Source organism: Protofrankia sp. CiT1 (assembly GCF_917627335.1).
GTDB lineage: Bacteria > Actinomycetota > Actinomycetes > Frankiales > Frankiaceae > Protofrankia.
This window is the reverse complement of record NZ_CAKJTP010000007.1, coordinates 47,248-67,023: the sequence shown is the minus strand read 5'-3', so window position 1 is coordinate 67,023 and position 19,776 is coordinate 47,248. Positions and strand designations below refer to the sequence as shown.

Genomic DNA, 19,776 nt, shown 5'->3' with positions numbered 1-19,776 from the left:
CTAGCCGAGAAAACCGTTGAGGCTGACCTCGCGCGTTTCGGGATCCGCATAGGGGACCTCGGCAAGCAGATCCGTCAATGGCCGGGGACGACCGGTGAGAAACCCCTGCGCGTAGTCCACTCCAAGATCACGCAGTGCCAGTGCCAGGGATTCACGGTCGACGTTCTCGGCGATGGTGTACATACCGAGACAGCGCGCGACCCGTACCACCGCGTCCACCAAGACGGTGTCCGCTGGCGACGTATCCACCTGGCGGAGAAAATCGCCGTCGATCTTCACATTGGTGAAGGGGAGGTTGCGCAGGTAGACGAACGAGCCCACGCCTGCGCCGAAGTCGTCCAGGGTGAACCGGCAGCCCGCGTCGGTGAGGGTCTCGGCAAGCTGGCGTGCCGCGTCCAGGCTGACCACCGCGACGCTTTCGGCGATTTCAAGACCAAGCTGGGATGGATCGACCCGGGCCGCACGCAGTGTCCCAAGGACGAACTGGCCGAACTCAGGGTCCGCGACCGACCGGCCGGAGATGTTCACATGCAGGCGAAGCCGTTCCCGGCGAGCGGTGGCGGAAGCGAGCGCCGCCACCGCCTGCCGCAGCACCCAGCGGTCCAGAGCCAGCGTGAGGTCGCTGTGGGCGAGCGCGCTCATGAACTCGGCGGGGGCCAGCTCTGGCTGCCGGCCGTCGCGCAGCCGTAGCAGCAGTTCGTATCCCTGCACTTCGCGGGATGTCAGGTCGACGATGGGCTGCGCGTCCAACGCCATCAGCCCCCCGTCGAGCGCGTCGCGTACCCGCCGCGCCAGCGAGATCCGCCGGTCGACATGCTCATAGTGCTCCGCTGTGAACAGCCGCGCGCGGCCACGGCCGGCATCCTTGGCCTCACGCAGGGCGAGGCCGGCACGAGCCAACGCGGTGTCGCTGTCGGTCGCGGACGACAGCGGCAGGACGCCGATACTGATCGTGACACGGATCGTGACATCATCGATGATGATGGCGTGCCGCGCGACCTTCGCGCACAGAGTATCGGCGACACCGAGTCCGTCCGGGCCGTTGGCGGACTCGAGAATCACCACGAACTCGTCGCCGCCGAGCCGCCCGAGAACCGATGTGGGCAGCGTCTCCGCCACGGTCTGGGCCAGGGCTCGCAGCACCGCGTCGCCGACGGCATGGCCACGCGTGTCATTGATGTCCCTGAAGTTGTCAATATTGATCAAGAGCAACGTCCCGGCCGGGGCACTCCCGTTCGGCGAGGCGTCGATCCGCTCGCTGCCCGCGCTGCCCGCGCTGCCCGCGATCCGCTCGGCCAGCAGCCCGGTCACCGCCTGCCGGTTACGCAACCCGGTGAGCGGGTCATGCGTGGTGAGCTGGGCGAGCTCGCGGCGCGCCCGGATCAGCTCGGTGACGTCATGCGCCGTGCCCATGATCCGGATTGGCGTGCCCGCGTGATCGGTGAGGACGTCGCCGTGGCACTCGAGCACGCACTCGGTGGCCCGGTCGGCGAAGTACATACGGTGGGTGAATTCGAACGGGCTGACCTCGGCGATCGCCTGCTCCAGAACTCCTTCCACCCTCGTCACGTCGTCCGGATGTATCAGCGACCGGTAGGTGTCGTAGTCGAGATAGGTGTCCGTGGGGTAGCCGAACATGGCGAGAAGCTCGTCAGACCATGCCACCTCGTTGGTGACCAGGTCCCACTCCCAGATACCCGTCCGGGCGATCGTCTCGACATGGCGGAGCCAGCGTTCGCGCAGCCCCGCGACCTCCTCTTCATGGTGACGCGCGGTGTTGTCGACAATCTCGTAGAGAAGGTAGCCCTCGGCGCCGAACTGGCCGCCCCAGGTGGGATCACCGTCAGCAAACGCACGGCAACGGATCTCCAGCCAACGGCTGCTACCGTCCGGCGCCTGCCAGCTAGCCGCGCGGGGCTCGTCGTCCGGGACGACCCGCGCCAATGGCAGCCCGGCCTCGGCCACGGCAAGGCGAGCCGCAACCAGGTCGACCGGGTCGACGGAACCAGGACCAGCGCGTCTGAACGCGCCGAGACCGGCCGGGCCCGGCGCCGCTGTCTCCTCCGGCACCGTTGCGGCGCCCGTCACGAGGGCGAACAGAGCCCGATTAGCCCAGACCACACGGCTGTCGGACGTCACCACCAGCAGCCCGGTGGACACCACGTCAGCCACCAAGCCGACCACGCTCGCGACCAACGCACCTCCTCGCGCATGTCAGCCCCGTGCAGATCCCGGCCGTCACGCTACTTCCAGATCGCGTGCCGAGTGTAGTGGCAATCGGGTGAGCACAGAACGTTAGAGCCTGTCGCGCGTCGTGGTTTCGGTCAGGGAGCCGCGTCCAGGCGGCCCCTGGCAAGGCTGCGGGGCACATCGATAGCGGACGCGTTGTATCGGTTCGTCCGAGAACACGGCCGGGAGCCGCCTGGCGGCGGGAGCCGGACAGATGACTGTCGCAACACGCCCCAGTGCGTCCGCCGCGCGGCGCGGCGGGAGTATGCGGGTATGCCCACGGTCACGCGGATCGTTGTCGCGCCCAACGCCTTCAAAGGCACGCTGACCGCGAACGAGGCGGCCCACGCCATCGCTGACGGCGTCGGCGACGCCTGCCGGCACGCGGACATCCTCATGCGCCCGGTGGCCGATGGCGGCGACGGGACCGTGGCCGCGGCGCTCACCGCGGGCTTCACCCGCCATGAGGCCACCGTGTCCGGGCCGCTCGGGACCGCGGTGCGCGCGGCGTTCGCCGTTCGCCATGACGCCGCGGTGCTGGAGATGGCCGAAGCCTCCGGCCTGCGGCTCGTGCCGCCGGGACGGCACGCGCCACTGACAGCGTCCACTACCGGTACCGGTGAGCTGGTGCGCGCGGCCCTGGACGCCGGCGCCCGGCGGTTGCTGCTCGGGGCGGGCGGGAGCGCGACGACCGACGGCGGCACCGGGATGCTGTCCGCGCTCGGCATCAGGTTCCTGGACCGGACCGGGCGCATCCTGCCGCCCGGCGGCGCGGCCCTGCGCCATCTTTACATGATCGATACCGGCGGCCTGGATCCACGGATCACCCAAGCCGAGATCACTGTCGCGGCTGACGTTGACAACCCGCTGCTCGGGCCGCACGGAGCGGCGGCGGTCTTCGGCCCGCAGAAGGGCGCGGGGCCGGCGGACGTGGCCGTTCTCGAGGACGGGCTGCGCACGCTCGTCGACCGGCTTGGCGCACGGCCTCGGGGTGTCCTGGGCCTGTCGGCGAGAGCTGCCATGGTCGCCGCGAGCGCGGGCGCGGGCGCGGGCGGCGGTCTCGGCTTCGGCGCGATGGCTTTTCTGGGCGCGCGGGTACAGGCCGGTGCCGAACTGCTGCTCGATCTCGCCGGCTTCGACGCGGCCCTGGACGGCGCCGATCTCGTGATCACCGGCGAAGGCGCGTTGGATGCTTCGACCATGCGGGGCAAAGCTCCGGCGGCCGTCGCGAGACATGCCCAGGCAGCCGGGGTCCCAGTGATCGCGGTCTGCGGGCAGGTGAACGTCAGTCCGAGTGCCTGGCGGGAGGCCGGCTTCACAGGGGTCTTCAGCGCCCAGCCGGTGCCCGCTGGCGCGGCCGCCCGCGGGATGACGGGAGCGCCCGCGTTGATCAGCCGGGCCGAGGCGGCCAGGGCACTACGACGCGCCAGCGCCGAAGCTGTCCGCCTTGTGCTCCCCTGACGCCTGTGCTTGGGACGTGTGCCCAGCTCGCCGCGCCCAGGCCACGCCAGGCCCCGGCGCGGGGCCCGCCACTGGTCACTCGTGGATCTGCTGTGCGAGGTAATGCGCCTCACCGAGCTGGGCAAGCAGTTCGATCTGGGCGTCCAGCCAGTCGATGTGGTCCTCCTCGGAGACGAGGATGTCCTCCAGGATGACGGCTGAGCCCACATCGTCGCGGGCGCGGGTCAGGACGATTCCAGCACGCAGGAGGCCGCATGCCTCGATCTCGTGGGTCCGGTCGGAGTTCAGCTGCTCGGCAACGGTCTCACCGACACGCAGCGTGTTGAGTCGCTGAAGGTTCGGGACACCGCCGAGGTAGAGCACCCGATGCACCAGTTTGTCCGCATGGCGCATCTCGTCGATCGACTCGTCGTAGGTGTGCTTGCCGAGCCGGTGATATCCCCAGTTGACCTGCATCCGCGAGTGCAGGAAGTACTGGTTGACAGCTGTCAGTTCATTGGTGAGCACACGGTTGAGTAGTTCGACAATTTCCGGGTCGCCCCTCACCTGGAACCTCCACTGTCTCAGCCCGACTGGACGACCGGACGGGCCCGACGGTGGTCGGTCAGCAGCTCCTCGATCTCGTCAAGGCAACCACCGCACCCGGTACCGGCCGCACAGACCGCACCCACCTCGCACGTGTCACGCGCGCCCGATTCGATCACGCCGCGCAACGTCTGGTCGTTGACAGCAAAGCATGAGCAGACCAGCACCGCACCTCACCACACCTGTTCTGGAGCCGTTCGCCGCGTCATCCGGAAAGCGGTCGTGCGCAACCGGGATGATGATCACGAATGCTCATTACTCGGCCAGAGCTTCCCAGGTCGACCACAGCTTTTTGGTCAGAGCGCCCGGCAGCAGGGGACGCGGTGTCGTGGGGCTGGGGCACGCAGCCCAGCCCCGCTCCTTGATCCACACCTCTATTGCCGGGCGTTCTTAGCTAAGCCTTCCCTAATATTTCTCAACGAAAGCTTGCCATACAAAAAGATCAAAAACAACGGTTACCAACCGACAGGCATCCTTTGCTCAGGGCAACTCCATAGCCGGGCAACTCCATAGCCGGGCAACTCCATAGCCGGGCGACTCCACGGCCTACCGCACAAGCACGGCCTACGGCGCAAGCGGAGAGATCTCCACCCTGCGGTTGGCGGCACGGCCGGCGTCCGTGTCATTGGTCGCCGCCGGATAATCGGCGGCGAACCCAGCTGCCCGCAACCGCCCTTCCGGGACTCCGTGACTCGCCAGGTAGGCGGCCGCGGCGCGGGCGCGCGCCAGCGACAGGGCCGCGTTGGTCACCTGGGAGCCTCGCGCGTCGGTATGACCAGCAATCAGAACTCCCAGCGCACCGTCACGCAGCGCCGCCGCGATCTGGTCGAGACGAACACGATCGATCTCGGTGAGCTCCGAACTGTCCGTCGCGAAGGTGACCCGGCCCCCGGCCACGGCAGCGGCGAGGCGGTCGACCGCACCGTCACCCGGCCGGACGGGATCAGGAGCCACCGGTCGCACGGCCAGCCGATTGTCGAGGGAGATCGCGGGCCGCGCGGTACGCACCGCGGCAAGCACCGCGGCACCCAGGCGCGCGCGCTCGTCCACGTCCGCCACGGCCCCCTCGACGACAGCGGTGGAACCGATGATCGTCACCTGATGTTCGCCAATCACCGCTGTCAGCGAACGGACCAGATCCGCCAGCATCGTCACCGGTGGCGCGGCCACGTCGGGATCAACCGTGACTCGTCCGGTCAACGTGCCGGAACTCGCCGCGGCCGCCGCGCCCAGAAGCCGCTCCCGAGCATCCTGGCCCGGCACGGTCGCCGTGACGGTGAGCGATCCTCCGTTGACATCGATCACCAATGGCTTCGCGGCGGCGGCCGGCACCGGCACAATCTGAACATCATCGGCCAGGGCCGCTGATCGCGCGCCGGACATACGCGCGACAGCCTGGCGGGCCGTTTCAGCGGCGGACACGCTGGGGAACGTCCCATGCACGGTCGCGTCCTGACCGCGGAAAGTCACCTCAGCCCCGGCCTGACCGCTGGAGCGGACCACCGAAGCCGCCCGCCTGGACAGCCCGTTCTCGATCGGCCCGCGCCGCAGGCCGAATGCCAGCAGCCCAATCAGCAACCAGGCGACGACAAGGGAGAACAAAAACACAACGGGATGAGGCCGCCGTAGCGCGGCCAGTTGGACCAAGGACATCGAAATGGTCTCCGCGCGGAATCTGCTGGAACGCCTTCAGGACGCGCCGCCACGATGCCTTCGGGCGGCCCAACGGACCAGAAAAGTACGGCGAACAACCCCGCCGTGGGTCAACTGTCGCACATCGGGACGCCCACCACATACACCGGGTAGGTCCACGCAACGGCCGTTGCGCAAACGGCGATGGCGCAGGCCGCGGCCGTCGCGGAGGCGGTGCGGGAGCCGGGCGGGGGCGTGTTTCAGCGCCCTTCCCGGCCGTATGACCGGCACTGCGCCGTCGGCTGTCCCAGCCCCGCGCTGACGGCTCCGGCGGGCTCAGGCTCGGGCTCGGATGCGGATCCGGGCCGCGCGGGCTCGCTCGGCGAGCCGACCAGGTCCGCGCGGCCGTCGTGGCGGCCTTGCTGGCGAGCCAGTCGCGTGACGACCACCGCCAGCAGGGCCCCGAGGCCGAGCACCAGCCACCCGGCGACGGCATCGAGCACGTAGTGGTTGGCAGTGGCTATCACCACGAACGCCGTCGTGCCCGGATAGACCACGCCGAGCGCCCTGACCCAGCGGCGGTGGGTGAGGCTGGCCACATACCAGCCGCACCACAACGCCCAGGCACAGTGCAGGGACGGCATGGCGGCGAACTGGTTGGCAAGACCGGCCAGCCCCCGCGGCGCGGCGCTGGAACCGCCGCCCCACCAGCCCCAGCTGTGGAACGACGCCATGGTGTCGACGAAGCCGGCACCGGGTAGCAGGCGCGGCGGGGCCGTCGGTAGCACAATGAACCCGACCAGACTGATCACGGTCGCGCACAGGATCGTCCAGCGGGCCCGTAGGTAGTGCCCGGGACGCCTGCGGTAGAGCCACACGAGAGTGGCGGGCGTGACGATGAAGTGCAAGGTCGCGTAGTAGTAACAGCTCGCCACAGCGAGCACGGGGATGCTCTGGAGCCAGTGGTTCAGCCCGAGCTCGACGTCGAGGTGGAGATCCGTCTGGATGCGCAGGAGGTCCCGGCCGACCGCGAGCGCGTCGCTGACGGAACCGTCCGCCACCGCGCGGGTCGCCGTGTAGGTGTAGTAGAAACCGATGATCATAACGGCTTCGATCCACACCACCGGCAGCCCGTCCGACCTGCGGCGTATGCGGATCACCCGCGACCTCCCCGGCTTCGACCTGGCCCATCCGGTGGACCGGTTCCTGACCTTCCCCTGCCTACCCAGGCACCCCATCTTTCGCTCAACGTGTTCAGTCAAGTACCTTTGCGTAACCAACCGCAGCACCGACAACGGCTCGTTCCCGGGGGTAGCGATGACGCACCCGATAGCTGGCATACCGCCCGGCGCGGTGCATCCGACGCCCGCCGACGGCAAGGAGGTGACGCCCACCTCGATGATGCCCACGACGGCGTCCGCGGTAGCCCAACCGATGGCCGTGACGATATCCGCCGATATTCAATCATCACCCCTTCCCCCTTCCGCAACGGGTTTCATGCCGGCGGCCAACGGCCCGCGCCGGCCGCCGCACGCACCGGCCATCCCCCGGCGACGCGGGGAGGTCCTGGAAGACGCGATCCACACCGCCGTGGTCGAACTGCTCGCCGAACACGGGTACGGCGCGCTGACAATGGATCTCGTGGCAGCCAGCGCCCGCGCCGGCAAGGCCACCCTCTACCGCAGGTGGTCGTGCAAGCTCGACCTGGTGATCGACACAGTACGACGCCTCGGCCACAGCCCTGTCACCGATCCGGACACCGGAAGTTTTCGTGACGACCAGCTCCTGCTGCTCCATGAATTCGCCGACGTGCTCCGCGGCCGCCAGGGCGCGGTGACCGCGACCCTTGTCGGTGAGCTCACCCGGCACGCCGATCTCGCCGCCGCCCTGCGCGCCGTTCTCCTGCACCAGCGGCGGGCGGTCCAGATGACCATTGCGGAGCGGGCCATCAAGCGCGGTGACGTCCGCCATGGCACCCCATGGCCGCTGGTCAACGAGATCGGGCCAGCCCTGCTGTTCGCCCGCTGCCTCATCTCGGGTGAGCCCCTGGACCACGGATACATAGTCGATGTTGTGGATGGCATAGTCATGCCCCTCGTCACGGCAGTTCATGGTACATCGGATAAGTAATGTATCGAACCTACGTTCGAATCACAACGGCTGACCGGCCGGCGCGCCCGCACCGCTGTACTCTGCCCACATCCGCGCGTACCTGCCCTGGGCACCTATCAGCTGGGCGTGCGAGCCCTGTTCGACGATCCGTCCGGCAGCCATCACCACGACCCGGTCCGCGCGGGCGGCGGTGGTCAGCCGATGCGCCACCACGAGGGTCGTCCGCCGCCGCGCGACGCGGTCGGTCGCCTCGGTGACCGCGGCCTCGGTGGCCAGGTCCAGCGAGGCGGTCGCCTCGTCGAGCAGCAGGATGTCGGGGTCCGCGAGCTCCGCCCGGGCGAGCGCGAGCAGCTGGCGCTGCCCAGCGGACAGGCCCCGGCCGTTCTCGCCGATCCGGTGCAGATAGCCCCCGGGCAAGCGCATGATCATCTCATGTGCGCCAACCGCCCGCGCCGCTGCCCTCACCTCGGCGTCCGCCGCATCCGGCCGGGCGTAGGCGATCGTGTCCCGGACCGTCCCGGCGAACAGGAACGGCTCCTGCGGGACGACTCCCAGCCGGTGGCGGTAACCAGCCAGGTCGAGCCGGGTCACGTCGGTGCCGTCGATGCGCACCACGCCGCCGGTGGCGTCGTAGAAACGCGCGGCCAGCTTGACGACGGTCGACTTGCCGGCTCCGGTCTCACCCACCAGCGCGACGGTCTCCCCGGCGGCCACCCGGAGGTTCACCCCGTCCAGCGCGGGACGCTCGGCGCCCGCGTACCGGAAGCACACACCGACAAACTCGATCTCGCCGGAAAGCCGGCCCACCGGCACCGGGGCAGGCCGGGCCGGGGTGGAGGTAGGTGTGCGCAGCAGATCCGACAGCCGGCGCAGACCCACCTTGGCCTGCTGGTAACCGTCAAACACCTGGGAGAGCTGCTGGATGGGTGAGAAGAACAGGCCGAGGTAGAGCAGATAGGCGATGAGCCCGCCGGTCGTCAGCGATCCGGACGCGACAAGCCCCGCGCCGGCACCGAGAACGAGCGCGGCGGCCAGCTCCGAGCAGAACTCCATGAACGGGAAGTACAGTGCGATGAGGCGTTGCGCACGCAGCCTCGACACCCGGTAACGCTCAGCGAGCGCCCGGAAGTCCGCGATGTTGCGCCCCTCGCGGCGGAAGGCCTGCACCACCCGGATGCCGGCGAGGTTCTCCTGCAGCGCCGCGTTGACCGCGGCGACGCGCTCCCGTGACTCGACGTAGGCCGCCGACGCCTTCGCACGGAAAACCACCGTGGCAAAGACACCGACCGGCACCATCGGCAGCACGACCAGGGCCAGCCGGGCGTTGAGGACCACCAACGCCACCCCCACACCGACGAACGACAGCATGCCGACCACCGCGGTCGTCAGGCCGGTCTGCAGGAATGTCGACAGCGCGTCGACGTCCGTGGTCATCCGGGTCATGATCCGGCCCGAGAGCTCACGTTCGTAGTAGTCCAGGCCGAGCCGTTGCAGCTGGGCAAACGTCTTGACCCGTAGGGTGAACAGCAGGCGCTCACCCAGCCGTCCGGCCACCCGGCCCTGGCTGACCTGCACCGCCCAGGCTGTGAGAACCACGGCGAGCGCCACCGCGGACGTCATGACCAGCGCCGCTCCCGCGGTCCGCGACACACCCGCGTCCACTCCGTGCCGCACCAGCGCGGGCAGCGCGAGACCCGTGCCCGCGTCCAGGACCACGAGCAGCAGGCCCAGGGCGAGCAGCGCGCGCACCCCGCCCAGCAGACGGCGTAAGGAGAAAGCCGGGTCGCCGGCGGCGGCGTCAGCCATCCGCACCCCCACCGCCTCGGTGGCCGGCGGGAGCGCCTCGACCCGCGCGAGCAGTTCGGGAGTCGCGGGCATATCCCCGGCCACGCCGCCGAGAACGCGCTGCCCGCCGCCACCGGACGCCTCAGCCGGCCGCGGCCTGAGCGGCCCGAGCGGGACGGGCCGCGGGCCGCCGACGCCGGTGGCGGGTGCCTGCCTGGGCCGGGGAGTGGTCACCGCCGGCTCGCGGACCCGGCCGTCCAGCAAGAGGGTATAGAGCTCACAACGAGCGGAGAGCTCCTCATCGGTGCCGATGTCGACCAGGCGGCCGGCGTCGAGTACCGCGATGCGGTCAGCCAGCTGCAGCGTCGATCGGCGATGGGCGATCAACAGCGTGGTCCGGCCGCGCGTGTTCGCTCGCAACGCCGCGTGGATCTCGGCCTCGACCCGGACGTCGACCGCGGACGTCGCGTCGTCCAGGACCAGGATGGGCGAGTCGGTCAGCAGGGCGCGAGCCAGCGCGATCCGCTGCCGCTGCCCGCCCGAGAGGGTGAGCCCCTGCTCACCGACGACCGTGTCGTAACCGGCTGGCAGGGCGCGGATGAAGCCGTCCGCGTGGGCCGCGCGGGCCGCGGCCACGACCGAGGCCTCATCCGCGTCCGGGCGCCCGTAGCTGATGTTGGCACGAACCGAGTCGGAGAACAGAAAACTGTCTTCAAACACCATCGCGATCTGCGCCCGCAGTGATGGCAGAGCCAGTTCCCGGATGTCGTGTCCGTCCAGGCGCAGCGCGCCGGTGTCCGTGTCGTAATAGCGGGACAGCAACGCCGCCACCGTCGACTTGCCCGACCCGGAGGCGCCGACCAGCGCGAGGGTCTGGCCCGGTTCGATCCGCAGGCTCACCCCGTCAAGAACCGGGCGGTCCCGGCTGTAGCCGAATGTGACGTTGGCAAGCTCGACGCAGCCCCTGGCCCGGGTGAGGTCGCGGGCGCCGGGCCGTTCGGTGACGACCGGCTGGCTGTCCATGACTTCGAACACCCGGATCGCGCTGGCTCTGGCCTGCTGTCCGATGGTCAACAGACCCGCCAGCATCCGGGTCGGCGCAACCAGCTCGCCGAGGTAGGCGGTGAAGGCCAGAAAGGTGCCGAGGCTGATGCTGCCGCGCAGTGCCAGCCATCCGCCCAGCGCCAGCATGCCCACCTGCCCGAGCGCCGGCACCGCCGCCAGCGCGCTGGTGTACAGACTGGTGAAGCGGACCGCACGCATCCGCAGCGAGAACAGGGCGCGGGCGGCCGTGGCGAGCTTGGCCAGCTCCCGCTCCTCCTGCCCGAAGCCCTTGACCACCCGCACGCCCGCGGTTGCCTCCGCCACCACGGCCGCGACCTCACCGGCCTGCTGCTGGGCCGCCCAGGTCGCGGGGAAGACGGTCCGCCGGGCCCGCAGCCCGATAATGATCACCAGTGGGCCGACGGCGAGCGCGAGCAGCGTCAGCAACGGGGACAACAACATCATGATCACAATGGCGAGCACGAACAGCAGCAGGTTCCCGCTCATCAGCGGCAGGAACGCCAGCAGGCCCTGGACGACCGTGACATCGGAATTGGCCCGGCTGACGACCTGGCCGGTCCGGAGGCCGTCCTGACGGACGCCGTCCAGGCGCGTGAGCGCGGTGAAGAGCGCGTCCCGCAGGTCGTACTGGACGTCGAGGGCCAGCCGGCCGCCGATGTAGCGCCGGACGAACCCGGCGGCGAAACGCAGCACCCCGGCGGCGAGCAGCGCAAGGACATAGGGCGCGAGCGGCTGCCTGTGCGCGACCACAACGTTGTCGATCACCGCGCGTTCGATCAGCGGAGTGACCGCGGCGATCGCGGTGCCGAACACGGCGGCGCCGAACGCCAGGGTCGCGTTGCGGCGGTATCTGAGGACGTGGCCGGCCAACCGGCGCAGCCAGTGCTGCCGGGAGGACGGGGCGCCGGCCCACCAGGACCGCGAAGCGCCACCGGGTTCGGATTGGTTGCTGATCGCGCGGACCTCCTGGGAGATGCGGGCGGGACAACCTTCCCCAACCATCCCAGGAGATCATCGCGTCCCGGCGGCCCGCGCTGTCAGGAACGCGCCGTCGGCGGGGCCGCCGCCGCGGCGCCGCGATCGGTCTGCGCCTGCCCGGCGGTGCTCTGGGTGTCAGCGAGCGGCAGTGCGCTGCCCGCGCTCCAGCGCTCCCAGGAGATCGACCACTCGTTGCCCAGCTGCGTGGTGTCCGGCGGGCGGCCGGTGTTGCGCACGTCGACGATGTCACCCAGCCGACTGAACCGGTAGAACCACTCGGCATCCGCCGGGGCCGCGTTGACACACCCGTGCGAGACGTTGTTCTCCCCCTGGGAGCCGACCGACCACGGCGCCGAATGCACGTACTCACCACCGCTGGTGAACTGCACGTTCCACTGCACGGTCTCGTAGTAGTAGTCCGGGTCCCCCTTGGGGATGCCGACCGTCGCGGAGTCCATAATCACCGTCGGCGCGGTGGCAATGACATTGTGCGGGCCATCCATGGTCGGCGACGACGGCTTGCCCAGACTTACCGGCAGGGTTCGCTGCAGCACACCGTCCCGATACACCTTCATGGTGTGCGCCGCCGCGTCGACATAGCTGATCTGAGCCGGCCCGATGACGAAATCCATGGTCCGGTCCTTCAGCCCGAACCGGTTACCACCAGCGTCGAAACCGGCGAGGCGCGCCTCGACGTGCACACGGGTACCGGCCTTCCAGTACTGTTGCGGACGCCAGCGCGCCACTGTGCTGGACGCCCAGTTCCAGGCACCGGCAACCGGTGGATTCGCGGTGACCGCAAGGCGCCGCTGCACGGCTGCGCGGTCGGTGACCGGCGCGCTGAAAGTCAGCGTGATCGGGGTGCCGATGCCGACGGTCTGACCGTCGACCGGCCCCCAGGAAACCTTGAGGGACTTCTCCGGATTAACCGTCGTGAAAGTCGCGCCGGTGACCGTTGGACCCGATCCGCCCGGTGCCGCGGACGTCTGCGCGGTCACCTGGTACCGCGTGTCCGCGAACAGCCCGTCGGTCGACGTCCAGGTCCTGGCGTCCGCGGAAAGCTCGCCCCGGAGAACGCCCGCGGCGGTTTCCTGGGACTTGCTGGCGTTCCGGATTGCGGTTACCGACTGTAGCGGAACGCTGCTGCGCACAACCACGGTGCTGGTGACCGCGACTGCCTCAGCGCCGTCCGAGGGAGTGATGACAACCTGTGGTGCCGTCGCGGTCGGCACCGGCTGTGCCGACGGCCCGGCCTTCGGTTTGTCGGCAGCCGGCGGCGAACATGACATGAGGGCGGCCCCGGCGAGCAGCGCCGCGACGACGGTCGACATCAGCGGTCCGTGTGATCCGAACACCCGCGGCACGGGGTAAGCCCGCACCAACGACCGACATATCTTCAGTGACCGCCGCTCATTCACAGCCGGACCGTACCCAGCATTGCCGACAGACGACCTGTTGATCATTAAAATGACCGGTGTCAAACGGACGACCACAACCATTCGTAGAACAATTGAATACAGAGAGTAGCACCCACTGGCAACGATCCACGACCCCTCCCCTGTCCTTCCATCCGACGCTCGAGGACTTCCAGAAGTTGCGCCCGATCGGCACCTGATTTTTTGGCTCATGCCCGTCACGGCGTTCGGCGAATCAACGACGCGGGCTGGTCACCCAAATCGGAGTACCGGTAGCGTCACACAGGGTTAGGACACGCACGTTCCACCGCGAGCGCCCAGTGCCAGCGCATAACACGGCACCACGGCACGGCAGGCAGGCAGGAAGGGCAGGCAGGGCACCACCGCACGGCAGGCACGGCGGCAGATCCAGGTTGACGCACCACGGGAGATCACGGGCGCACCGCCCGGCAATCTCCCTGTTCGCTTTCCGGCGTCCCCACCGCCCCAGGGGTGTTGGGGCGTTCCTCGGCCCGGCTTGGAGGCGCGATGGCAGTCGTTCTCGGCGAGAACCAGTACGGAAAGGCCGAAGTCAGGCTCGTCCATATCGATCGTTCGACCCGGGCGCATCGGCTCAGGGACATCAGCGTCTCGTCAGCGCTACGGGGCGACTTCACCAGCGCGCATCTCGACGGGGACAACAGCCACGTGCTGCCCACCGACACCCAGAAAAACACCGTCTACGCGTTTGCGCGCGACGGTGGCATCGGCGAGATCGAGGAGTTCGGCCTGCGGCTCGCCCGGCATTTCGTCGCATCCAACGTATGGACGACCAGTGCCCGAATGGAGATCGTGGAGCACGGCTGGCAGCGGATCAGCACCACCGGCGGCACATCTGACCACGCCTTCTCGCGGGCCGCCGGTGAATACCGGACGGCCGTGGTCACCGTCGACCGCGACAGGGCCCATGTCATAGCCGGAATTGGCGGCCTGCTCCTGCTCAAGTCGACCGGATCGGAATTTCGCGGCTTCGCCCGGGACAAGTACACGACTCTGGTTGAGACGGACGACCGGGTCCTCGCCACCGAGCTCACCGTCCGGTGGCGGTACGCGGCCACGGACATCGAGTACGGAAGCCTGTTCGCGAGCATCCGGGAGATCCTTCTCCGGACGTTCGCGGAAGTACACAGCCTCGCGCTTCAACAGACCTTGTACGCAATGGGCCGGGAGGTGCTCGCCGCGCACGCCGACGTCGCCGAGATTCGCATGTCGATGCCGAACCGGCACCACTTCCTGGTTGATCTCACCCCCCTCGGGCTGGACAACCCCGACATCGTCTACCAACCGGCAGACCGGCCGTACGGGAAGATCGAGGGCAGCGTGCTGCGCGACGACGCGCCCGCGCCGGGACCGGCCTGGCTGACGATCCCGGGCTTCTGCTGATCCATGGGGGGCTGCCGGCGGCGGGAACGTCGCTCTTACCGCGCCGCCGGCAGCCCCGGGCTGCCGCCCCCGGGAACGTCGCCATGAAGTGGTGCCAAGCGGACGATGTCCCCCGCGGTGACCGCCAGCCGGGCAGCCGCGCTCCCCCTGTTCACCGCGATCGTCACAAGGCCCGCGGAATCCACGTAGACAACAGGATCTCCTGGCTGCACCGAGGCAAAGGTGGCCCCGAACAGGGCCGTGGCCACCGTCTGGCCCACAGTGATCTCGATATTCCGGCCCGGGACGACGCCCGCCGGGACGAGCGGGCCCGCGGCCGTGGCCAGTTGGACGTTGCCGAAGGTGTCCACCGTGAGGACCTCGACCTCGACCTCGGTGGCGGCGGACGCGGTGGCGGCGGACGCGGTGGCGGCGGACGGGCGGACAAGCCGCAGCACCGGCGGGGGGAGCCGCACGAGCCCGGCAGGGTCCACCGGCGCACCGAGCCCGGCCAGGCTGTGGCCGGCCGCGAGGGCCGCGGCGGCGGGCGCGAACACATCCCGCCCGTGGAATGTCGCCGGTGCCTCGGCGGGAACCGCCAACGCGACCGCGGAACCCACACCCCCGAGCGCCTCGGCCGCAGGCGGCAACAGCCCGTTGTCGGGACCGACAAGAAATCCCCGCGGGGTGGACACCGCGAGCGCCCGCCGCGAGGTTCCCACCCCCGGGTCGACAACCGCGAGGTGCACCGCGCATGGCAGGTGGCCGACTGTCTGGGCGAGCACGACCGATCCCCGCCGCAGGTCACCGACAGGTATCAGATGGGTGATGTCAATAATGCGCACGCCAGGCGCCCGGCACAGCAACACCCCATGGCAGGCAGCCACGAAACCGTCAACCAGGCCGTAGTCAGACAGAAAGCTGACATACGCCGGCCGGATCACACGACCCCGTTCGTCCGGAGCCGGGCGATCTCCCGGGCCGGGTAACCGAGCTCGGCGAGGATGGCGTCCGTGTGCGCGCCGAGCGCTGGCAGCGGTCCCAGCGACGCCTCCTCGCCGGGGAAAAGGACCACCGGGCGGAGCTGGCGTACCGGTCCCACCGGGGAGTCAACCGAGGCCCACCGGTTCCGGGCAGCCAACTGAGGATGATCCAGTAAATCGCGCGCGGTGTTGAGACGGGCGTAGGCGATACCGGCGGCCGCCAGCCGGGCTTCGGCCTCGGCCGTGGTCAGCGCCGCGACGGCGGCCGCGACCAACGCCTCGGTGCGCGCGCGGTTACGCACCCTGGCCTGATTGGTGGCGAAGTCCGGGGCGGTAGCGGCCTCGGGCCGGTCGAGCACGCTGGTTGCCAGCCGGACCCATTCACGATCGTTCTGGACCCCGATCAGCAACCGGTCGCCATCGATCGTGGCGAACGCCTCATAGGGCGCGATCGACGGATGGCCAATGCCCAGCCGTGGCGGTTCGACACCGGTGTGCTCGACGGTCTGCACCGAGTACCCCATCCACTCGGCCAGCGCGTCGATCATCGTGATCTCGAGGGCGGCACCGGCGCCGGAACGCTCACGGCGCAGCAGCGCCGCCAGCACCGCCTGGACGACATAGGTCCCGGCGGAGACGTCGCCCGCGGCGAACCCCGCCTTCGCGGGGTGCTCATCCGTGCCCGTCGCGGAGATCAGCGCGCTCTCGGCCTGGACGAGCATGTCGTAGGCGCGCCTGTGCGCATAGGGGCCATGCGCGCCATAGCCGGAGAGATCCACCGCCACGAGCCGGGGATGCGCCGCGACCAGCGTGGCCGCGTCCAGGCCCAGCCTGGCCGCCGCGCCCGGCGCCAGGTTCTGTGCCACCACGTCCGCGCGGCCTACCAACCGGTGGACTACCGCACGGCCTTCAGGGGCCTTGAGATCGATCGCCAGTGACTGTTTGGATCTGTTCAGCCAGGCGAAGTGGGCCGACATCGCGCCCCGGACCGCCGTGTCGTAGGCCCGAGCGAAGTCCCCCGACCCCAGCCGTTCGACCTTCACCACCCGGGCGCCGAGGTCAGCGAGATGACGGGTGGCGAACGGCAGCGCCACCGCGTGCTCCACGCTGACAACGGTCATACCCTGCAGCGGCAGCACCCCCTCACACTATCGGCCGGAGGCGGCGCGATCCGCGGCCACACCGTCGGCAGCCACACCGCCCACCACACCATCCACGACCGAACCGTCCACGACCGAACCGTCGACAGCCTCACCGTCGACGGCCTCACCGTCGACAACGACGTGATGAGCCCGCGGCAAAGCCGGCGGCGGCACATCGCCAGCCGGCCGTCGTGGGATGAACAGCGACGGGGTGTCCCGCTGGATCGGCGGGCCGCCGTTGGCGAACACCACCGCCAGCCACGGGAGGACGACAGCGATGGCGATCGCGGCGAACCGCGCCCAGCCGCGCAGCGCAACCACGGCGAGAATGAGGCACAGCGTGCGGAACAGCATCGAAATCACGTAGCGTCGCTGGCGGTGTTGGATCTCCTCCGGGCGCGACAGCGCCGCGCGGGTAATCAAGGTGGCGTCGCTGTTCCGCCTGATCCGCACTCACGCGCTCCCTGTGACTGGCTTCCTGACCCACCCAGACGCCCGGCGCCGCGGCACCCTGCGGACCGCGCCGCGCATGGTGGCCAGAGGAGGTCTCCGTGCCTGTCAAGTGTGCGCCGATGCTGCCCGACCCGCCCGCAAAGCCCCTTCCAGCACGCCTTGCCATACCGATTTCAAGATCAACACCGGCCGCAAAGTCACTGTTGGCTACACAATCAGCACACAGTCGGCTGTCAGGGCGGCCGGCCGAGAGCGCCCGGCAACAGGGGCATGGACCACGGACGGGGCTGGGGCGCGGGCATCGCGAGGCGGGGCGGGGAGCCACCGGAGGTACTGGGTGGCTGGGCGCTCTGATTCCCGACAGCACGGTGAGGATAGCCACGACGCCAATCGGAGGACTCGTGCGTTGAAAGGGGTATCGATCGTCTGTGACGGACGCAACAGCGGGCTACCGGGTTCGGGTGATGTTTGCCTGGGTGGCAGCGGTGCAGGCAGGAGCAACAGAAAATGATCTCTCGTAGAAGATCTCGCCAGAACACCCGGAGCCATCTGTCGACCTCGGCTCGGTCCGGGCCTCCCCGCGACACTCCGCCGAAACCCGCGCCCACCCCACCGCCGACATGGCGCCGCTGGCTGCTGCCCATCGGCATCATCATCACCGTTGCCCTGTTGTTCGCCCCCAGCATGTTTTCGAAGCAGGAGACCGCCTACAGCTTCACCCAGCTCACCCAGCAGGTGGACGCCGGTGCGGTACAGAAAGTAACGATCAATGACAAAGGCGGTGTCACCGGGACTCTCAAGGACGGCACCGCGTTCAGCTCACAGGTCCCGACCGCTCTCGACACCCAGGGCGTCCTCGCCCAGCTGGAGGCCAAGAAGGTCGACGTCAAGGCGACCCACGCCGGCACGTCCTTCCTGTCGATCCTGCTGAGCTTCCTGCCGCTGCTCCTGCTGGTGGCCTTCTTCATCTGGTCCGGCAGAGCGGCGCAACGGTCGCTGGCGGGCGGGCTCGGCGGCATCGGCCGGTCCCGGACAAAGATCGTTGATGCCGAGCGCCCGACGACCCGGTTTGCCGACGTGGCCGGCTACGAGGGCGCGAAACAGGAGGTCAGCGAAATCATCGACTTCCTGCGGCATCCCGAGCGATACCGGCAGGCCGGGGCGAAGGGCCCCGGTGGGGTGCTCATGGTCGGGCCGCCCGGTACCGGCAAGACGCTGCTCGCCCGAGCGGTCGCCGGTGAGGCCGAGGTGCCGTTCCTGTCGGTGAGCGGCTCCGGGTTCGTCGAAATGTTCGTGGGGGTCGGCGCCTCCCGCGTCCGCGACCTGTTCAACGAGGCACGCAAACGCGCTCCTTCCATCATCTTCATCGATGAGATCGACGCTATCGGGGGCAAGCGGGGGTCCGGTCTCATCGGCGGCGGTCACGACGAGCGTGAGCAGACGCTCAACCAGTTGCTGGCCGAGATGGACGGGTTCGACCCGGCCGAGGGCGTGGTTGTCCTCGCCGCGACCAACCGGCCCGAGACCCTCGACCCGGCGCTGCTGCGTCCTGGACGGTTCGACCGGCAGGTCACCGTGCCGCTGCCCGCCCAGCGGGAACGGGCGGAGATCCTGAAGGTGCACTGCCAGGGCAAACGCTTCAGCCCGGAGGTGGACCTGACCGTGGTCGCGCGGGCGACTCCCGGGTTCTCCGGCGCCGATCTCGCCAACCTCGTCAACGAGGCCGCGATCAACGCCGTGCGGGAGAGGCGCGGCGTGCTGACGGCCAATGACTTCGACGCGGCCCGGGACAGGATCATCCTGGGCCGGCGCGACGCCACCAATGTGCTGCTGCCCGAGGAAAAACAGTCGGTGGCCGTCCATGAGTCCGGGCATGCGCTGGTGGCGGCGCTCTCGCCGCACGCCGATCCGGTAGCGAAGATCACCATTCTGCCAGCGGGAATGGCGCTTGGTGCCACCCAGCAACTGCCCGAGGACGAACGACACCTCTACACCGAGAGTTACCTGTACGCGTCGCTGGCGGTGCGCCTCGGCGGGCGGGCCGCGGAGCTGGTCGTCTTCGGCCAGGGCTCGACCGGGGCCGCCAACGACCTGGCCGGCGCCACGGCGCTCGCGACCCGGATGGTCCGCGAGTTCGGCCTGTCCCCCGTGCTCGGGCCGGTGGGTTACACCTCGGGCAGCCCCCAGTACCTCGGCGGTGAGGAGCTGGTCTCCAGACCGTACTCGGAGGAGACCCAACGGATCATCGACGCGGAGGTGGCCAGGCTGCTGCGGGAGGCCGAGGAACACTCCGTGGCGCTGCTGCGGACCCACCGCGGCGCGCTGGACGCGCTCACCGGCATCCTGTTGGAACGCGAGACCGTCGACGGCGACGTTCTCGACAGCGTTCTGCGCGAGCACGCACCGGCGTATGCGGCTGGCCCGGCCGATCCAGCCAGCCCGCCGTCCCCACCGGCCTCCCCGCGGACTTCGCTGGGTAGGAACTGACGCCTCCTTGACCGGGACCGGACCACGAGCACGGCCGGGACCGGGACC

14 protein-coding genes are annotated in these 19,776 nt (G+C 69.4%); 4 read left to right on the top strand and 10 right to left on the bottom strand.

Annotated features, from left to right (window positions below; all coding sequences use genetic code 11):
• Complete coding sequence (locus MJ785_RS02710) at positions 1 to 2,196, bottom strand: bifunctional diguanylate cyclase/phosphodiesterase (RefSeq protein ID WP_239310209.1); 2,196 nt, start codon at positions 2,194 to 2,196, stop codon at positions 1 to 3.
• 306 nt (positions 2,197 to 2,502) lie between these two features.
• On the opposite strand from MJ785_RS02710, the gene MJ785_RS02705 reads away from it, so the two are divergent.
• Positions 2,503 to 3,690 carry a glycerate kinase gene (locus MJ785_RS02705; protein ID WP_239379997.1) on the top strand — a complete coding sequence of 396 codons (1,188 nt, stop codon included), beginning with the start codon at positions 2,503 to 2,505 and terminating at the stop codon, positions 3,688 to 3,690.
• Positions 3,691 to 3,765: 75 nt separating this feature from the next.
• Here MJ785_RS02705 and bfr read toward each other — a convergent pair whose 3' ends face one another.
• From bfr to MJ785_RS02685, 4 genes are all read right to left on the bottom strand, one after another.
• Positions 3,766 to 4,236, bottom strand: coding sequence for a bacterioferritin (gene bfr / locus MJ785_RS02700; protein WP_239310211.1), 471 nt, complete (start codon positions 4,234 to 4,236; stop codon positions 3,766 to 3,768).
• A gap of 17 nt (positions 4,237 to 4,253) precedes the next feature.
• Positions 4,254 to 4,442, bottom strand: a complete 189-nt coding sequence (locus MJ785_RS02695) for a bacterioferritin-associated ferredoxin (RefSeq protein ID WP_239310212.1) — start codon at positions 4,440 to 4,442, stop codon at positions 4,254 to 4,256.
• A gap of 397 nt (positions 4,443 to 4,839) precedes the next feature.
• Positions 4,840 to 5,928 (bottom strand): OmpA family protein, encoded by a 1,089-nt coding sequence (locus MJ785_RS02690; RefSeq protein WP_239310213.1) that lies wholly within the window; start codon positions 5,926 to 5,928, stop codon positions 4,840 to 4,842.
• Positions 5,929 to 6,167: 239 nt separating this feature from the next.
• Entirely contained in the window at positions 6,168 to 7,067 is a 900-nt protein-coding gene (locus MJ785_RS02685; RefSeq protein ID WP_239310214.1) for a phosphatase PAP2 family protein, read from the bottom strand.
• Positions 7,068 to 7,224: 157 nt separating this feature from the next.
• On the opposite strand from MJ785_RS02685, the gene MJ785_RS02680 reads away from it, so the two are divergent.
• The gene (locus tag MJ785_RS02680) at positions 7,225 to 8,037 is read left to right on the top strand and encodes a TetR/AcrR family transcriptional regulator (protein WP_239310215.1); all 813 of its coding nucleotides are present in this window, start codon (positions 7,225 to 7,227) and stop codon (positions 8,035 to 8,037) included.
• Between the two features lie 21 nt (positions 8,038 to 8,058).
• Here the strand turns inward: MJ785_RS02680 and MJ785_RS02675 are convergent, their stop codons facing one another.
• Both MJ785_RS02675 and MJ785_RS02670 read right to left on the bottom strand, forming a co-directional pair.
• Positions 8,059 to 11,871 (bottom strand): ABC transporter ATP-binding protein, encoded by a 3,813-nt coding sequence (locus tag MJ785_RS02675; RefSeq protein WP_239377275.1) that lies wholly within the window; start codon positions 11,869 to 11,871, stop codon positions 8,059 to 8,061.
• Positions 11,872 to 11,906: 35 nt separating this feature from the next.
• Positions 11,907 to 13,178: an Ig-like domain-containing protein gene (locus MJ785_RS02670; RefSeq protein WP_239310218.1), complete on the bottom strand. Its 1,272-nt coding sequence runs from the start codon at positions 13,176 to 13,178 to the stop codon at positions 11,907 to 11,909.
• Positions 13,179 to 13,790: 612 nt separating this feature from the next.
• Here MJ785_RS02670 and pucL point away from each other — a divergent pair.
• Positions 13,791 to 14,684, top strand: a complete 894-nt coding sequence (gene pucL, locus MJ785_RS02665) for a factor-independent urate hydroxylase (protein WP_239310219.1) — start codon at positions 13,791 to 13,793, stop codon at positions 14,682 to 14,684.
• A gap of 35 nt (positions 14,685 to 14,719) precedes the next feature.
• On the opposite strand, the gene MJ785_RS02660 is transcribed toward pucL, so the two are convergent.
• The 3 genes from MJ785_RS02660 to MJ785_RS02650 are packed head-to-tail and all read right to left on the bottom strand — an operon-like array spanning position 14,720 to position 17,241.
• Complete coding sequence (locus tag MJ785_RS02660) at positions 14,720 to 15,607, bottom strand: S-adenosyl-l-methionine hydroxide adenosyltransferase family protein (protein ID WP_239379996.1); 888 nt, start codon at positions 15,605 to 15,607, stop codon at positions 14,720 to 14,722.
• Positions 15,604 to 16,785 carry a CaiB/BaiF CoA-transferase family protein gene (locus MJ785_RS02655; protein ID WP_239379995.1) on the bottom strand — a complete coding sequence of 394 codons (1,182 nt, stop codon included), beginning with the start codon at positions 16,783 to 16,785 and terminating at the stop codon, positions 15,604 to 15,606. Before MJ785_RS02655 ends, MJ785_RS02660 begins: the two co-directional genes overlap by 4 nt.
• Before the next feature lie 9 nt (positions 16,786 to 16,794).
• The gene (locus MJ785_RS02650) at positions 16,795 to 17,241 is read right to left on the bottom strand and encodes a DUF3099 domain-containing protein (protein ID WP_239379994.1); all 447 of its coding nucleotides are present in this window, start codon (positions 17,239 to 17,241) and stop codon (positions 16,795 to 16,797) included.
• 507 nt (positions 17,242 to 17,748) lie between these two features.
• Here MJ785_RS02650 and ftsH point away from each other — a divergent pair.
• A complete protein-coding gene (gene ftsH / locus MJ785_RS02645) occupies positions 17,749 to 19,728 on the top strand; it encodes an ATP-dependent zinc metalloprotease FtsH (RefSeq protein ID WP_239310223.1) in 1,980 nt (659 codons plus the stop codon).
• Positions 19,729 to 19,776: the final 48 nt, after the last annotated feature.